The organism is Mycobacterium sp. Aquia_213 (genome assembly GCF_026625985.1).
Taxonomy (GTDB): domain Bacteria; phylum Actinomycetota; class Actinomycetes; order Mycobacteriales; family Mycobacteriaceae; genus Mycobacterium.
Window position 1 is genome coordinate 5,399,147 of sequence record NZ_CP113116.1, and the last position, 14,035, is coordinate 5,413,181.

Sequence of the window (14,035 nt, forward strand, 5' to 3'; positions counted from 1 at the left end):
GGAGCGCGTGACCCACTCGCACTCGCACAACCTGTCGTCAGCACCGTCCCCGTTGGGGCCGCTACCCGCCAAGATCGTCGTAGGGCTGCTGGTCGCGATCGGGATAGCCGTGATCGCCGGTGCGGCGTTGTTGTGGCCGAGCCGCCAGCACGTCGACATCCCGATGCCGTACCAGAGCGCCACCGGCGGGGCGGTGACCACCGAGCGTGCACACGTGCTGTCCAGCGTGCTGGGCGACTGCGGCAGCCCGTCGGCCAGCCAGGTGCTCACCACGGCTCCGCGGCCGGGGACGCCGGGCGCGGGACGATGCGTCGAGGCAGTGGTCGCGATCGATTCGGGGCCGAATACCGGCGCGAAAACGCTGCTGGAGTTCTCCCCGGGGCCCGGACAGCCGCAATTCAAGGCCGACGATCACATCCGGGTCGTCCGGCAGGTCGACGCCCAGGGCGCCACCACGTACGCGTTCTACGACTTCGAGCGCGGGTGGTCGCTGATTGGGCTGGCCCTGGCGTTCGCGTTGGTCATTGTCGCGGTCGCACGCTGGCGCGGGTTGCTGGCGCTGGTGGGCATTGTGATTGCGTTTCTGGTGCTGGTGGTCTTCTTGCTGCCCGCGCTGCGAGACGGCGCACCCGCGGTTCCCGCGGCCCTGGTGGCGGCTGCGGCAATCCTGTATGTGGTCATTTACCTCGCGCACGGAGTCAACCTGCGCACCAGCGCCGCCCTGCTGGGCACCTTGTCGGCGTTGCTGTTGGCCGCCGGATTATCTTGGGGGGCAATCGAACTGGCGCATTTGACCGGGCTGTCGGATGAGCAGAACTCCGCGGTCAGCGCGTATCTGGGCAGTGTGTCGATCAGCGGCCTGCTGCTCGCCGGCTTCATCATTGGATCGCTGGGTGTGCTCAACGATGTCACCGTGACGCAGGCTTCGACCGTCTTCGAGCTCGCTCACATCGGCGGCGACACCTCTCGGCGGGCGATTTTCCTGAGCGCCATTCGGGTGGGGCGCGATCACATTGCCAGCACCGTCTACACGCTTGTGCTGGCGTACGCGGGCAGCTCGCTGCCGCTGCTGTTGCTGTTCAGCGTCGCCAACCGAGCACTGAGCGACGTGCTGATCAGCGAGAGCGTGGCCATCGAACTCGTGCGCTCCGCGGTCGGCGGAATCGCACTGGCCCTGTCGGTGCCGTTGACGACGGCGATCGCCGCGGTGCTGGCCAAACCGACTGGGGTCAGCCCCGTTCCAGCAGCTCCAGCAGATAGCCGCCATAGCCGGACTTGACCATGGTGCGCGAGCGGGTCGCCAGCTCGTCGTCGGTGATCCAGCCCTGCCGCCAGGCGATTTCCTCGGGGACGCCGACCTTGAGTCCCTGCCGACGTTCCAGCGTGCGGACGAAATCGCTTGCGTCCAGCAGCGAGTCGAAGGTCCCGGTGTCCAGCCACGCCGTGCCGCGGACCATCACCTCGACCGCCAGCTGGCCCCGGTTCAGATAAATCCGGTTGACGTCGGTGATCTCGTACTCGCCGCGCGCCGATGGTTGCAGTCCCTTGGCGATTTCGATCACGTCGTTGTCGTAGAAGTACAGACCCGGCACCGCGTAATTCGACTTGGGTGTCTCGGGCTTCTCCTCCAGCGACAACGCCATGCCGTCGTCGCTGAATTCGACGACACCATAGGCCGACGGGTTGGCCACCCAATACGCGAAAATTGCTCCGCCGCTGACGGATTGGAACCGGCTCAGGCTGGTACCCAGCCGTGGGCCGTAGAAGATGTTGTCCCCCAACACCAATGCGGCGCAGTCATTGCCGATGTGCTTGGCGCCGAGGACGAAAGCCTGTGCCAGACCGTCCGGTTTCTGCTGCTGGACATAACTGAGGTCGATGCCGAATTGCGAGCCGTCACCCAGGAGCCGTTGAAAGCCGTCGGCGTCGTGGGGCGTGGTGATGATCAGAATGTCGCGAATGCCGGCCATCATCAGCGTGGACAGCGGGTAGTAGATCATCGGCTTGTCGTAGACGGGCAGCAGCTGCTTGCTGATGCCCATCGTGATCGGGTGCAGGCGGGTACCCGAACCGCCGGCCAAGATGATTCCGCGCATGTAGTGACTCCTAAGCCCTAGGTGACGAGGTCGGCCTGGGTGAGTTCGGTGGCTGCCAGCGCCGACGCCAAGTCCTGGTGACGGAACACCGAGGTGACGTGGTCGTGCACGACCCGGAACGCCAGTGCGCCGGCCCCTTGCTGCTCGGCGACCACGACGCCGTCGTGCACGTACATCTGGCCGAGCTCCGTGGCCGCCGGGCGCGAGGTGGCCCAGTTGCGCAGCGCCTGGTGGCCCTGGGCGGCGCCGTGCGCGTCACCCATCTCGATGTCGTCGCTGGATAAGGCCGCCAAGGTGTCGAGGTCCGCGGTGTTGAGCGCGTCATGCCACGCCAGCACGGTGGCGATCTCCGATGTGGTCATGGTCTGCAAATTACCGTGTGCCACTTCCCAGCACGTCGTTTCCCCGACGTTGCTAGAGCGGCGTGTGCTCCAGCCAGTTTTGCCACACGGCGTCGTCGCCGAATATCTCGATACCGGTGTCGGCGAGCGGAGTTCGCCGCGCCATCGCCAGCAACAGCTCGGTGGCACCGCCCCGTAACGCCGCACTGCCCTTACCGTGCTCGTGCGACCAGGCGATGCCGGAGCCCGAGACGCTGATCGTCCATTCGCCGGCTTCGCCCAGCCCGGGGTCGGTCGCATGCAGGTGCAGAGTGTGGCCGTCCGCGAGCGGCAGTGGGTCGCCGTTACTGCCGGCCCGGATCGCGATCCGCTCGAGGAATTCGGTGATTCCATCGGCCGCGACAGCGGGTTCGAGGGAGAATTCGCGCCCCAGCGCGATGGCCGCGTCGGCGCGATGCACCGACGTTTCGTGCAGCCGGCGCCGGATCCACCAGTTCGCCGGGCGCTCACCGAGAAATGTCCACACCGGGGTCTCCACGCCCGTCTGCTCGACGGCGTCGAGCAGACGTTGGGCTCCGCCGTGGAACCAGGAGATCGCGTCGGACGGATCCGGTGGCGGCTTGCCGCCTTCGACGCTGTGTAAGTCGAGCGGCTGGTCGAGTCGATCCCGCACGATTTGCGCCGCCCAGCGATCGCCGCGACCGACGTGGCGGAACAGTTGCTTGAGGCTCCAACCCGGGCAGGTCGGCACCGGGTGTGCGTCGTCGACTTCGCGGAAAAGCTCCGAGAAAGCGCGGTTTTCGTCGAGAAAGGCTGCCGCGTAGTCCACGCAATCAGGCTACTCGCCAAGGGTGCGATCTAGGGGCGTCGCGCCCCGAGCCGGTACACCCGCCAGCCCGCCTGCTTCCACCGTTCGGCATCCAGGCAGTTGCGACCGTCGACGACGACGCGGGCCCGCACCCGGTCGGCGAGGTCGTCGGGGTCGAGGTTGGTGAACTCCGGCCACTCGGTCAACACCAACACCGCGTCCGCGCCGTCGCACGCCTCCGTCACCGACACCGCGTAGTTCAGCGTCGGGAACAGGCGGCGGGCGTTTTCCAGGGCCTTCGGGTCATAGACATTGACCGCCGCCCCGTTGAGCTGCAGCTGGCCCGCGACGTTGAGCGCCGGCGAATCGCGGACATCGTCGGATTCGGGCTTGAACGCCGCACCGAGCACGGCGATGTTGGCACCCAGCAGCGAACCACCGCACGCCGCGGTGGTCAGCTCCACCATTTTGGTGCGCCGGCGCATGTTGATGCTGTCCACCTCGCGCAGGAAGGTCAGCGCCTGGTTGGCTCCCAACTCGCCCGCGCGGGCCATGAACGCCCGGATGTCCTTGGGCAGGCAGCCACCGCCAAAACCCAAGCCCGCGTTGAGGAATTTGCGTCCGATCCGGGAGTCGTACCCGAGCGCATCGGCCAGCAGCGTGACGTCGGCACCCGAGGCCTCGCACACCTCGGAAATCGCGTTGATGAACGAAATCTTGGTCGCCAGAAAGGCGTTGGCCGAGACCTTGACCAATTCCGCTGTCTGCAAATCGGTTACCAGGAACGGTATGCCGGCAGCAAGGAGCGGCGCGTACAACTCGCGGATCACCAGCTCAGAGCGCACCGAATCCTCTTGAATGCCAAGCACAATGCGGTCCGGCTCCAAGGTGTCGTGCACGGCATGGCCCTCACGCAGGAACTCTGGATTCCAGGCGATTTCGACGTCGACACCCGCGGGTGCCAGCGCGGCGGCGCGCTCACCGAGGTCGGCCGCAGTGCCCACGGGGACAGTGGATTTGCCGACCAGCACGGCTGGCCTGGTCAGCCGGGGCACAAGATTGTCGATGACGGCGTGGACGTGGCTCAGGTCGGCGCCGTATTGACCCTTCTTTTGCGGTGTGCCGACGCCCAGGAAGTGCACGTCGGCGAAGTCGGCCGCCAAGTCGTAATCAGTGGTGAACCGCAGTCGTCCGGCAGACAAGTTGTCGGCCAACAGATCTCGAAGACCAGGTTCATAAAAGGGGATGTCTCCCGCGGCCAGCTTGGCCACCTTACCTGGGTCGATGTCGACTCCGACGACCTCGTGTCCCAGTTCCGCCATCCCGACGGCGTGCGTCGCGCCGAGATAGCCAGTGCCAAAGACGGTGCATCGCATACCACCGTGTGTAGGTGGCCGCGATGAGCTAACTGCATCGCTTGGTTAATCGGGAGGCAAACGGGAGGTGACAGGTGGCTCTCAGAGAGCTACCGGCGGCCGAACCCGCCGTGACCGCCACCGAAACCACCGTGACCGCCGCCACCACCCGGGAAGCCACCGCCACCGTGACCGCCGCCCGGGAAGCCGCCACCACCCGGGAAGCCACCGCCGCCGTGGCCGCCGCCAGGAAAGCCGCCACCGCCGGGGCCTTGGTTGCCGGGGAATCCACCGCCGCCGCGTCCGGGGTTATTGGGGAACCCACCACCGCCGGGAGCCAGCGGCCCGCCGGGCACGCCGATAACCGGGGGTATCGGCAACGGGATCGGGATGGGAATCGGCGCCACGGGTGCGGGAGCCGGGGCCACTGGCACCTGGACCGGGGCCGGCGCGTCGGGTATCGGTGCAGGCGCATCCGGCACCTGGACCGGGACCGGGACCGGAGCCGGAGCCTCGGGCATCGGAACCGCAGCAGGTGCCTGCGGAACAGGCGCCGGAGCGGGGATCGGGGCCGCCTCAGGCGCGGGCGCCGCCGGAGCGGGCGCTGCGGGCGCCGGAGCCGGAGCCGCCGGCGCCTGTGTCGCTGGCGCGACGATGTTGTGACTGGGAATGGGCTTCACACCGGCCGTCGGCCGGATCGCGATCGCCAGCGAAACGACCAGTGCCGCCACGCCGACGATGAATATCGCCCCCACCACGCTGCCGACCAGCCCAAAGGACCTTCGTTCGTGATAGTCGGTGAGCGAGGTGACGGCGGTGTGCTCGCCGGTGTAGGCCTCGGCGTAGTCGTCGGGAACGGCGCTGTACGCCAGCGAACCCTCGCTGGAATCCGAGCTGTCGAAGTATCCGGGGGCGATCGCGAATGGGTCGATGGCACCGGTGCCCGGGTCCTGCGCGTAGGCCTGAGCAGCCGTGGACGAGGCGAACAGGGGCGCGTTCGCCGACGCCAGCGCGGCCCCGCGGGCCAGGGCGGTGTCTGGCTCCTCGGGCATGGCCAGCGGCAGCGTCGTGGCGGCCTCCAGCGCCGACTTGATCAGCGGAACGTCGACGCCGGAGCCGACGACGAACACGGCGCCGGGGCGTGTATCCAGCGTCTCGGCCTCCGCGACCATCGTGGCCAGCTGCGCCACCGCGGCGTCATCGTCCTCGGGCAAGGGCTGGCGATGCACATGGGCGATCGACCCGTCGGCCGTATCGACGAGTGCCAACGTCGCGGTGTCGGGTTCGATGAACAGCAGCGCGGTCTGCGCGTAGTTGGTTTCGTTGCCGACCGCCTGCGCCAGCGCGGCCGCGGCCAGGAAGGCCGAGACCAACATCACATTCTCGACCTTGTGCGCGGCCAGTGCATCGCGCAGCGCGGCAGCCTCGACGGGATCGGTCCAGGTGACTCCGGTCGAGGTCAGCTGGTAGCCGCCCTGGGCCGCACCCTCCTGGGTTCCCAGGATCGCCGAGACCACTTGATCGGCGGCACTGGTTGTTGCGGCGTCATCGTCTGAAGCCACGTCGAAATTGTCTTCATCGACGGTCGCGCCATCGCCATTCTCGCCTTCGACCAGCACCATCCGGACGGCCGTCGGCGCCATCGACACACCAAGTACGGTGTCCACAGCCCCTCCATTGTCGATTGCTAGACAGCTATGTGGGGGACGTCGTGATCGCAGGCTCCGGCCACCTCGATACGTCGTAAGTCCCCACCCTGTATTCCCCTAGCGCCCCGATTTTACGCGTGTTCCGCTGGCCCGTACCCGGGCGAAGCGGTTAGTGGTGTCCGCCGCCACCGCCGCCACTGTGACCGCCTCCGCCGCCACCGCCGCTGTGACCACCGCCCCCGCCGAGGCCCCCGCCGCCACCAAAGCCGCCGCCGCTGTGACCGCCGCCGCCGAGGCCCCCGCCTCCGCCGAGGCTGCCGCCACCAAAGCCGCCATCAGCGTGACCGCCCCCGCCGATCGGACCGTCGCCGCCACTGGGCCCACCCGAAGGCCCGCCGCCGAATGGACCGCCACCACCGTGGCCGCCTCCGATCGGACCACCACCAATGGGTCCACCGCCGCTAGGCCCACCACCACCAAATGGACCACCACCGCCAAATGGACCACCACCGCCGTGGCCGCCTCCGCCTATGGGCCCACCACCGATAGGCCCGCCACCAATCGGACCGCCACCAATAGGGCCGCCGCCAATCGGTCCACCGCCGCCAAATGGACCACCTCCACCGTGGCCGCCTCCGCCTATGGGCCCACCACCGATAGGCCCGCCACCAATCGGTCCACCACCGGTCGGCCCGCCGCCGATCGGACCGCCCCCATGGCTTGGCCCGCCACCACCCGGACCCGAACCGGGAGGCGGAACATGCCCACCACCGGGGCCACCCGGACCCGAGCCGGGAAAGCCACCGGAACCCGAGCCGGGAAGTCCGCCGGGACCGCCGCCGTCAATGCCGCCTGAACCCGTGCCAGGCGGCGGCACATGCCCGCTGCCGGGACCGCCAGGGCCACCCGGCCTGGTGGGTCCGGTTTCTGGAGGAGTCTGATGCGGCGGTGACTGCGGCACCGAATCCGGTGGCTCCGGCATGTGCACGGGCGGTGGCTGCTGCACGACTACGGGTGGTGGCATCACGCGCGGCGGGGCCTGGATCACCGGCGGACTCACCAGCCAATCCGGAGCAGGCACGCGGATCTGGGGCACCGGGATCGGCACCACGACCGGAGCTGGCACCACCGGCGCAATCGGCAGCGGAGCCGCGGGCAGTGGCGGCGGAGCGGCAGGCGGCGGAGCTGCGGGAACCGGAGCCGCCAACGCCGGATGCAACGGCATGGGCTCCGCCGCGGGCGCGGGCAGGCTGAACTTCGGCTTCGGAGCGGACGCCTGCACCGGCGGGGGCGCGGGGGCCGGTTGCGTTGGCACGATGAGGTTTTGGTTGGGACTGGGCTGCACGGCCACGTTCGTGGTGCGGATGCCGATCGCGAGTGCGATCTCGAGTGCGACCACCGCGCTGATGGCGACCACCGCCATCCCGCTACCCACCAGCAGCACCGGCTTGCGGCGCGGTTGACCTTCCTCCGGCTCGGCGAAGTCGGACGGATCGATCACGACGGTCGGCGCGTCGGCATCCTCGTCGGACACCAGGCTGTAGGCGAGCTCGTCGCGGCCGAGCGTCGCGTCGGAAAGGTACGTCACGCCGAGGTATTCGGGCCTGACGTCCGGATGGACGGCTCCGGTGCCCGGGTCTTGCGCGTATGCCAGCGCCGCGGTCGACGACGCGAACAGCGGCGCGTTCGCCGAGGCCAGCGCGGCCCCGCGGGCCAGCGCCGTCTCGGGCTCTTCCGGCGTGTTGACGTGCAGTGCGGTCGCCGACTCCAATGCCGGCTTGATCGCGGCGATGTTGACGCCAGAACCGACCACAAACACCCCTCCGGGGGCCGATTCCCTCTCCTCGAGCCCCGAGATCATCCCGGTGAGCTGGGCGGTGGCCTCGTCGTCGGACTCGGGATCGAGTTGTTCTCGGTAGACGTCGGTGATGGACCCATCGGAGGTCTCGACGACGGCCAGCGTCGCGGTGTCAGGCTCGACGAAGAGCACCGCGGTGGTCTCGTAACCCATTGCCCCGCCGACGGATTGACCTAGAGCCGTGGCAGCCAGGAACGCCGAGACCAGCATCACATTCTCGAGTTTGTAGGCGGCCAGCGCGTCGCGGAGCACGGCCGCGTGCAGCTGGTCGGTCCACGTCACCCCGATCGAGGACAGCTCCAGCCCGGCGTCGGCGGCGCCCTCCCGGGTGCCCAGGATGGCGGAGATCACCCGGTCCGGGACAGCGGTGGGTGCTGTGTCATCGGTCGCGGCGACGTGGAATTCGTCCTCTTCGACCAAAGCGCCGTCGGCGTTCTCGCCTTCAACCAGAACCATCTGGACCGAGTCCGGTGCGACCGAGACCCCGAGCACAATATCCAAACCAACCCCTCCAAAGGTGGTGCTAGCCGAGCCATGCTCGGGCGGAGGAGAAAAACCATTGACTATCTAATAATCCCGCAGGAAGGCTGCGCGGGCACCCTCTCGAAGCTATGTAGTTCTTATGAAGTTCTCAAAGGAGCGCGACGGTGTCGGACCCCGCTGCCCCTGGTACTTCGAGCCGACCCGCGAACTGCCGTAAGGGTGCTCGGCCGGGCTGGTCAATCGCAGGATGCACAGCTGCCCGATCTTCATGCCGGGCCACAGGGTGATCGGCAGATTGGCGACGTTGGACAGCTCGAGGGTGATGTGACCGGTGAAGCCGGGATCGATGAAGCCCGCGGTCGAGTGCGTGAGCAGGCCGAGCCGGCCCAGCGACGACTTGCCTTCCAGACGTCCGGCGAGGTCGTCGGCCAACGCGACCTGCTCCAGCGTCGAGCCGAGCACGAACTCGCCCGGGTGCAAGACGAACGGCTCCCCTTGGGCGGGTTCGACCAGGCTGGTCAACTCGTCCTGCTGCTTGGCGGGGTCGATGTGGGTGTAGCGGGTGTTGTTGAACACCCGGAACATGCTGTCGAGGCGAACGTCGACGCTGGAGGGCTGCACCAGAGTGTCGTCGAACGGGTCGATACCCAACCGGCCGGCGGAGATTTCGGCCCTGAGGTCACGATCGGAGAGCAACACGCGACGAGCCTATCTGTTGCCCGGGCCTGCGTTCAGTCGGCGAGATACATTTCGCCACCCTTGGGGTAGCCGCCTCCGGTCGTCGTCACATGCACGTGGTCGTAGTGGCCGAGCCTGCTCGTTTGCGCTCCATTCGGCGTGTAGTAGACGCCACGCCAAATCGCGTCCTGAATGCCGAAACGGTTCGCGTTCTTCAGCACGTAGGCGACGATCTCGTTGCCCAGTGCGATGCCTTGCGCGCTCTGGGGATTCGGGATCATCACATCCAGCGCCAGGCCGAGCGGGTGCCAGGGCAGCGGATCCGGTCGGACACCGCCGATTTCGTGAATCTCGGGGAACATCGTGCTGATGGCGCGCGATGCCAGGATCGTTCTCACCTGCAGGCCCTGCTCGGGGGCGAGCCCGACGGGCAGGAAACGGGATCGAACGTGATACCGCGATGCGACCTGCTGGCGATCGGGGGCACCCACGCCCGCCCAGCTGTGCGACAAATTCGCTTCCGCCGCGACGATTTCCAATCGGCTCGGAGTGACGTCACCAATAACGGACTTGGCTTGTGCCGGAGCGGCAAATGGGCCGACGTCTCCCGCCACCGCGAAGAAGACTGCGGCAGGGGCCAGCATCGCTGCCAGGACAACCGGCGACTTGCGTCGCTTCTTGGCTAACCTATGCCGGCCCACTCCGGGCACATTACGGCATGATAACGAAAGAATAAATGTGAGCGTTTTAAATTTATCGGAATGGCCGTATTCCGGTGTCGGTATTCAACTATCGCGGCTGGTCGCGCACCCGGGTGCTAGCCTTCTTGGGCAACCGCGCCGATGTAGTTCAATGGCAGAACATCAGCTTCCCAAGCTGAATACGCGGGTTCGATTCCCGTCATCGGCTCCACGTTTACCTGCAGCGATGTCCTGAATCGCTCTCCCCCACAACCTCCGTGTTGCGCTCAATGTTGCAAGTAGTCAATGGACGTCGCAGCCCGCTTTAAGGCGTCGTCCTGGGAATGCGCGTAGAGCTTCATCGTCAGCGATGCGTCCCTATGCCCAATCCACGCGGCGATGACCGCAGTCGGGAACCCGTCGAGGTGCATAAGCGTGGCCGCGGTGTGTCGTGCGCCGTGCAGCTTTAAGTGCCTCATGCCCACACGAGCCAGCGCGTCGCGCCAGTACCGGGAAAGCACAGCCGGGGAGTACGTGTCGCCAATCTCGTTCGACACGACATAGGCGCCTGAGCGATACGCAGAGCCGGCCTCGATGCGTTCGACACGTTGACGCTCACGCGCCTTACGCAAGGCGTTCACGAGACGATCTGGGAGCGGGAGAGTTCGCCGCGACGTGAACGATTTGGGGTCGTTCTCGACCGAACGTCCACCAGCCGATACGCGGTTGTTGGCGATGGTGAGCCTGGCACTGTCGAAGTCGATATCCGACCAGCGAAGGCCCGCGATCTCTCCCCGACGCAAGCCCGCTAGCGCGAGGTGCCAGGCATGCGCCAAGCGGTTATCTTTCAGGCCCGAAAGCAGTTGTTGCACTTCGGTTTGCGTGAACGTGTCGAGCGTCTGATGCGAAGCACCACGCGGGTCACACCCACAGCGACGTTTCGGGACACAAAGCCTTGGCGGTGTGCGTCCTCAAGTAGTCGAGCGGTAGCGGCGATGACTTTGTTACGGCCTTCGGTCCCCAAGGCTTGCGCGTCCGCCCTTGGGAAACTTCGGAGTGGCTGGTGTGGTCGTTCCACCCTCTACGAGCTGGCGCACCATGCGGTCAACGTGGGCTTTGGTCAACTGTTGCGGACCCAGATCGCCGTAGAACTGATCAAGTACCGCCAGGTCGTACCTCAGCCAGCTGCACGGATCATGGTGATCAGTCGTGCTTCTCGTCGGAATCGTTCGGCGACGAGTAGGGGTTGTTCGTTAGGTTGTTGAGATATTCGACCGAAAAGCCCTCGGTGCCGTCGTCGTCATCGACACGTGGGGGCATCTCGCCATACTTCGAATAGTGGAAAACCACGGCGAGGTCTGTTGGGGACAACCCTCGCTTGCTCATTCGGATCTTGGTCTTCTTGAGAATGGACGCCAGCTTCTTGGGGCGGATGCCAAGTGCTGCAGCAGTTTCACTCATCATCGTCATGCGGCGCATGATCGCATTGGCGATCCGCCGTGTTTCGGGTACCTACGTCACAGGTCATCGGTATCCTCCTTGCCGTGGAGCCGCCCAACAATCCCGCCGAAGCGCTCGACCGGTTGCTGTGGAAAATCGCCCAGTCCGGCCAGGGCACGTTCAGCACCATCATCGGCGAGGTCCTTGGGGCTGCGGTCGGTTCGAGCGAATTCGTCAATCGACATAGCGCCGTCATCGGGCTCGTCAATGAGCTACAGACCTTCCTCGAGGCGCTTCCTGACGGGCACGAACTCAAGACCCGCCATTTGTCGGACATACCGTCCTACTACAACGCTGTGATGTATCAGGGCGACTGGGGCGGCGGGATCAAAGCAAGAACGATCATCGACCCGAACCTGATCAAGCTCTTGGGTGGACTCGGCACTACGTTGAAGGTGATGTCGGCGGGGACTGCCCCGGTCGAAGGTGATATCGAAAAGCTCGAAGCTTCCCTGACTGAGTGGGAAGCGATGCTCGACACGGCCAACCTCCCGGATGGCTTAACCGACCAGATTCGCGGACAGGTCAACAAGATCCGCGACCTGCTGACCCAAGTCGACAACCTCGGATACGGCCCGGTCATTCAGGAAAGCCAAAGTCTGCTGGGCTATGGAATCCGCGCCTTCAAAGTGGCCAAGGACGCCCGGTCGGTGGCGACGTGTTTCGTGGGCCTTTTCGAGTTCATCGCACACGTCCAGGTACAGGACTGGGGCTCAGCGGCCAACGCGATAACAGGTGCTTTCAACATCATGGGCGAGGCACTCGACACAGCGCGTCAAACCGAACAAGGCGCGCAACTGGCCCTGACACGTGTGGAGCAACTGGCGCTTGAAGCGAAAAAGGTCACTGACGTTGTGGACGAGGTCGTTAACGAGGCAAGCGACGTTCTTGATCCGCCAGAAAGCCCCACCCCCGAGGAGGGGCAGGGCTGACGGGTTAGGCCTTAGGACGCGGCGGACACGTCGTCATCAAGGTCCACGGGGGCGGCATCCTTTGCAGCAACGCGTTCCTTTTCCCATTTCGTGAACTTCGTCTTCAACACAGGAACGTCCTTCGCGGTGAACGCGTAGCGCGAGCCTGATCCGACGCCTTCGTAGTCGTTCGATGCACGCAAGAAGGTGCGCAGCGTCTTGGGGTCAGTGCCGATCTTGTCGGCAACCTCGCGGGTCGTGAGGGGGCGGCTGGTGCAGTCATGACGCTTCCTTTCGTTGGGTTGTTCGTCGTCATGACACGAACATATTAAGAGAACTCTAAGAACAGTCCGCAATTGAGCCCATCACCGCAGGTCATGAGCGCGAGGTTGTTGCGTTCGATGTTGCAAGTCGTACCGAACGGCACCAGATCGACCTGAATGGCTTCGGACGATAGGCGCAGGTAGCGATATCTTTTTCGAACTGATGTGAACACCGCCGGACGTACCCAGCCACCTTCCCAAGCTGAATACGCGGGTTCGATTCCCGTCATCGGCTCCAGAACACCTGCTCAGGGACACACCTGCTGCCGCCCTTACCTACGGAGGGGTTGTCTTGACCGTCGTTTGACCGTCCGCGGAATCAAGGGAACACCCTTGTTCGTTTGCCCGACCCACCCCCGCGGTTACGATCCGACCAATGACGTTCCATTTCCAACGCAGTCATGGCTTTCGGCGACAAGCAGTTCCATCGGCCCACGGGCTCGCACCGCGGTGACGCAACCGATGGATTCGATCCACGCTGTCGCGACTACTGGTGGAGCAACGGTGCCAAGCGCGCCGTGGTGGGCCGTCGCGCTCATCGGTGGCGCCGGGGTCGTCATCGGCGCGTTTGTAAATTCTGTTGCTGGCTATTTCAGCGACAAGCGAAAGTTTAATCGTGAAGTGGCCAAAGAGCGACTAGAGCGCATTCATGGATACTTGGCAGAATTCATTGCCGCGGCCGATGCGATGCGAAATGTCGAGGCAGAACTTGCGGCCCCTTGAAATCAGAAATCGTCGACTTGCGAAAATTCATGGAGGCCAAACCGAGCAAGAATGGCCCGGGGCCATCGAAAGCTACAGTTGCCAAATACGATAAGAAGCTGGAGAACGCATACCACGCAGCTCGTGACCACGAAGCCTTATATCGTGAAGAAATCTCGGGTTTGACGAGGTCTTATGTGATGCTGGTTTAAACTGCATCATCTCAAATGCTTCCGTACTTGAGCAGTCTTTACATCTGCGCGCGGATTTATCCTCTTTTCAAAGACGACGAGAGACTGCGCCTTAGCCTTCACAAGCAGATACAGCTCTTGCCTCATATTCTGAGAAGTGATAGTGGCCTCAAACGAGATGACTTCGTTAAAGTACCTGCTGACATTGCTGCAGACTTCGTGTACTCGAATCTGCTTTCGACGTTGGTAGGTCTGGGTAGCACCAGCGCTATGGCGTGGGCTGAAGGTCCGAATAAATAACGTTGTCATTCGGCTGGAGTCAATGACACTAACCGCTCTTACTAATCCGCACGACGTTCGGCGCGTCGACTGGTCGGCTGCCCGTTGACGCCAAGGCTGCGCGGCATGAAGCCCGCACGGTCACCAAGGGCTACCGAAAGCAAGTCAAACGCACGCGGCG

13 protein-coding genes, 1 tRNA gene and 1 pseudogene are annotated in these 14,035 nt (G+C 65.0%); 4 read left to right on the top strand and 11 right to left on the bottom strand.

The annotated features are described in order from the left end of the window. Positions 1–7 precede the first annotated feature (7 nt). Positions 8–1,279 (top strand): YibE/F family protein, encoded by a 1,272-nt coding sequence (locus LMQ14_RS25265; RefSeq protein ID WP_267732339.1) that lies wholly within the window; start codon positions 8–10, stop codon positions 1,277–1,279. Here LMQ14_RS25265 and rfbA read toward each other — a convergent pair. From rfbA to LMQ14_RS25305, 8 genes are all read right to left on the bottom strand, one after another. Further along, positions 1,230–2,096 carry a glucose-1-phosphate thymidylyltransferase RfbA gene (rfbA, locus tag LMQ14_RS25270; RefSeq protein ID WP_267732340.1) on the bottom strand — a complete coding sequence of 289 codons (867 nt, stop codon included), beginning with the start codon at positions 2,094–2,096 and terminating at the stop codon, positions 1,230–1,232. The genes LMQ14_RS25265 and rfbA overlap by 50 nt on opposite strands. Before the next feature lie 17 nt (positions 2,097–2,113). Further along, positions 2,114–2,458 carry a nuclear transport factor 2 family protein gene (locus tag LMQ14_RS25275; protein ID WP_267732341.1) on the bottom strand — a complete coding sequence of 115 codons (345 nt, stop codon included), beginning with the start codon at positions 2,456–2,458 and terminating at the stop codon, positions 2,114–2,116. Between the two features lie 52 nt (positions 2,459–2,510). Continuing rightward, positions 2,511–3,266, bottom strand: coding sequence for a maleylpyruvate isomerase family mycothiol-dependent enzyme (locus tag LMQ14_RS25280; RefSeq protein WP_267732342.1), 756 nt, complete (start codon positions 3,264–3,266; stop codon positions 2,511–2,513). Positions 3,267–3,295: 29 nt separating this feature from the next. Next, positions 3,296–4,621 (bottom strand): UDP-glucose dehydrogenase family protein, encoded by a 1,326-nt coding sequence (locus LMQ14_RS25285; protein WP_267732343.1) that lies wholly within the window; start codon positions 4,619–4,621, stop codon positions 3,296–3,298. Positions 4,622–4,710: 89 nt separating this feature from the next. After that, positions 4,711–6,267, bottom strand: coding sequence for a DUF7159 family protein (locus LMQ14_RS25290; RefSeq protein ID WP_420714574.1), 1,557 nt, complete (start codon positions 6,265–6,267; stop codon positions 4,711–4,713). 151 nt (positions 6,268–6,418) lie between these two features. Then, positions 6,419–8,608 carry a DUF7159 family protein gene (locus LMQ14_RS25295; RefSeq protein WP_267732344.1) on the bottom strand — a complete coding sequence of 730 codons (2,190 nt, stop codon included), beginning with the start codon at positions 8,606–8,608 and terminating at the stop codon, positions 6,419–6,421. A gap of 108 nt (positions 8,609–8,716) precedes the next feature. Continuing rightward, entirely contained in the window at positions 8,717–9,289 is a 573-nt protein-coding gene (dcd, locus tag LMQ14_RS25300) for a dCTP deaminase (protein ID WP_267732345.1), read from the bottom strand. Positions 9,290–9,321: 32 nt separating this feature from the next. Next, positions 9,322–9,969, bottom strand: coding sequence for a hypothetical protein (locus LMQ14_RS25305; RefSeq protein ID WP_267732346.1), 648 nt, complete (start codon positions 9,967–9,969; stop codon positions 9,322–9,324). Positions 9,970–10,106: 137 nt separating this feature from the next. On the opposite strand from LMQ14_RS25305, the gene LMQ14_RS25310 reads away from it, so the two are divergent. Next, positions 10,107–10,180, top strand: a tRNA-Gly gene (locus LMQ14_RS25310). A gap of 55 nt (positions 10,181–10,235) precedes the next feature. Here the strand turns inward: LMQ14_RS25310 and LMQ14_RS25315 are convergent. Beyond that, positions 10,236–10,823: pseudogene (locus LMQ14_RS25315) on the bottom strand (site-specific integrase); the annotation flags it as partial. Positions 10,824–11,151: 328 nt separating this feature from the next. Next, a complete protein-coding gene (locus tag LMQ14_RS25320; RefSeq protein WP_267732347.1) occupies positions 11,152–11,418 on the bottom strand; it encodes a hypothetical protein in 267 nt (88 codons plus the stop codon). A 74-nt stretch (positions 11,419–11,492) separates the two neighbouring features. Between LMQ14_RS25320 and LMQ14_RS25325 the strand changes: the two genes are divergently transcribed. Next, positions 11,493–12,380 (top strand): hypothetical protein, encoded by an 888-nt coding sequence (locus tag LMQ14_RS25325; RefSeq protein WP_267732348.1) that lies wholly within the window; start codon positions 11,493–11,495, stop codon positions 12,378–12,380. Between the two features lie 307 nt (positions 12,381–12,687). Here the strand turns inward: LMQ14_RS25325 and LMQ14_RS25330 are convergent, their stop codons facing one another. Continuing rightward, positions 12,688–12,912, bottom strand: coding sequence for a hypothetical protein (locus LMQ14_RS25330; protein ID WP_267732349.1), 225 nt, complete (start codon positions 12,910–12,912; stop codon positions 12,688–12,690). Positions 12,913–13,144: 232 nt separating this feature from the next. Here LMQ14_RS25330 and LMQ14_RS25335 point away from each other — a divergent pair, with 232 nt between their 5' ends. Beyond that, a complete protein-coding gene (locus LMQ14_RS25335) occupies positions 13,145–13,405 on the top strand; it encodes a hypothetical protein (protein ID WP_267732350.1) in 261 nt (86 codons plus the stop codon). Positions 13,406–14,035 lie beyond the last annotated feature (630 nt).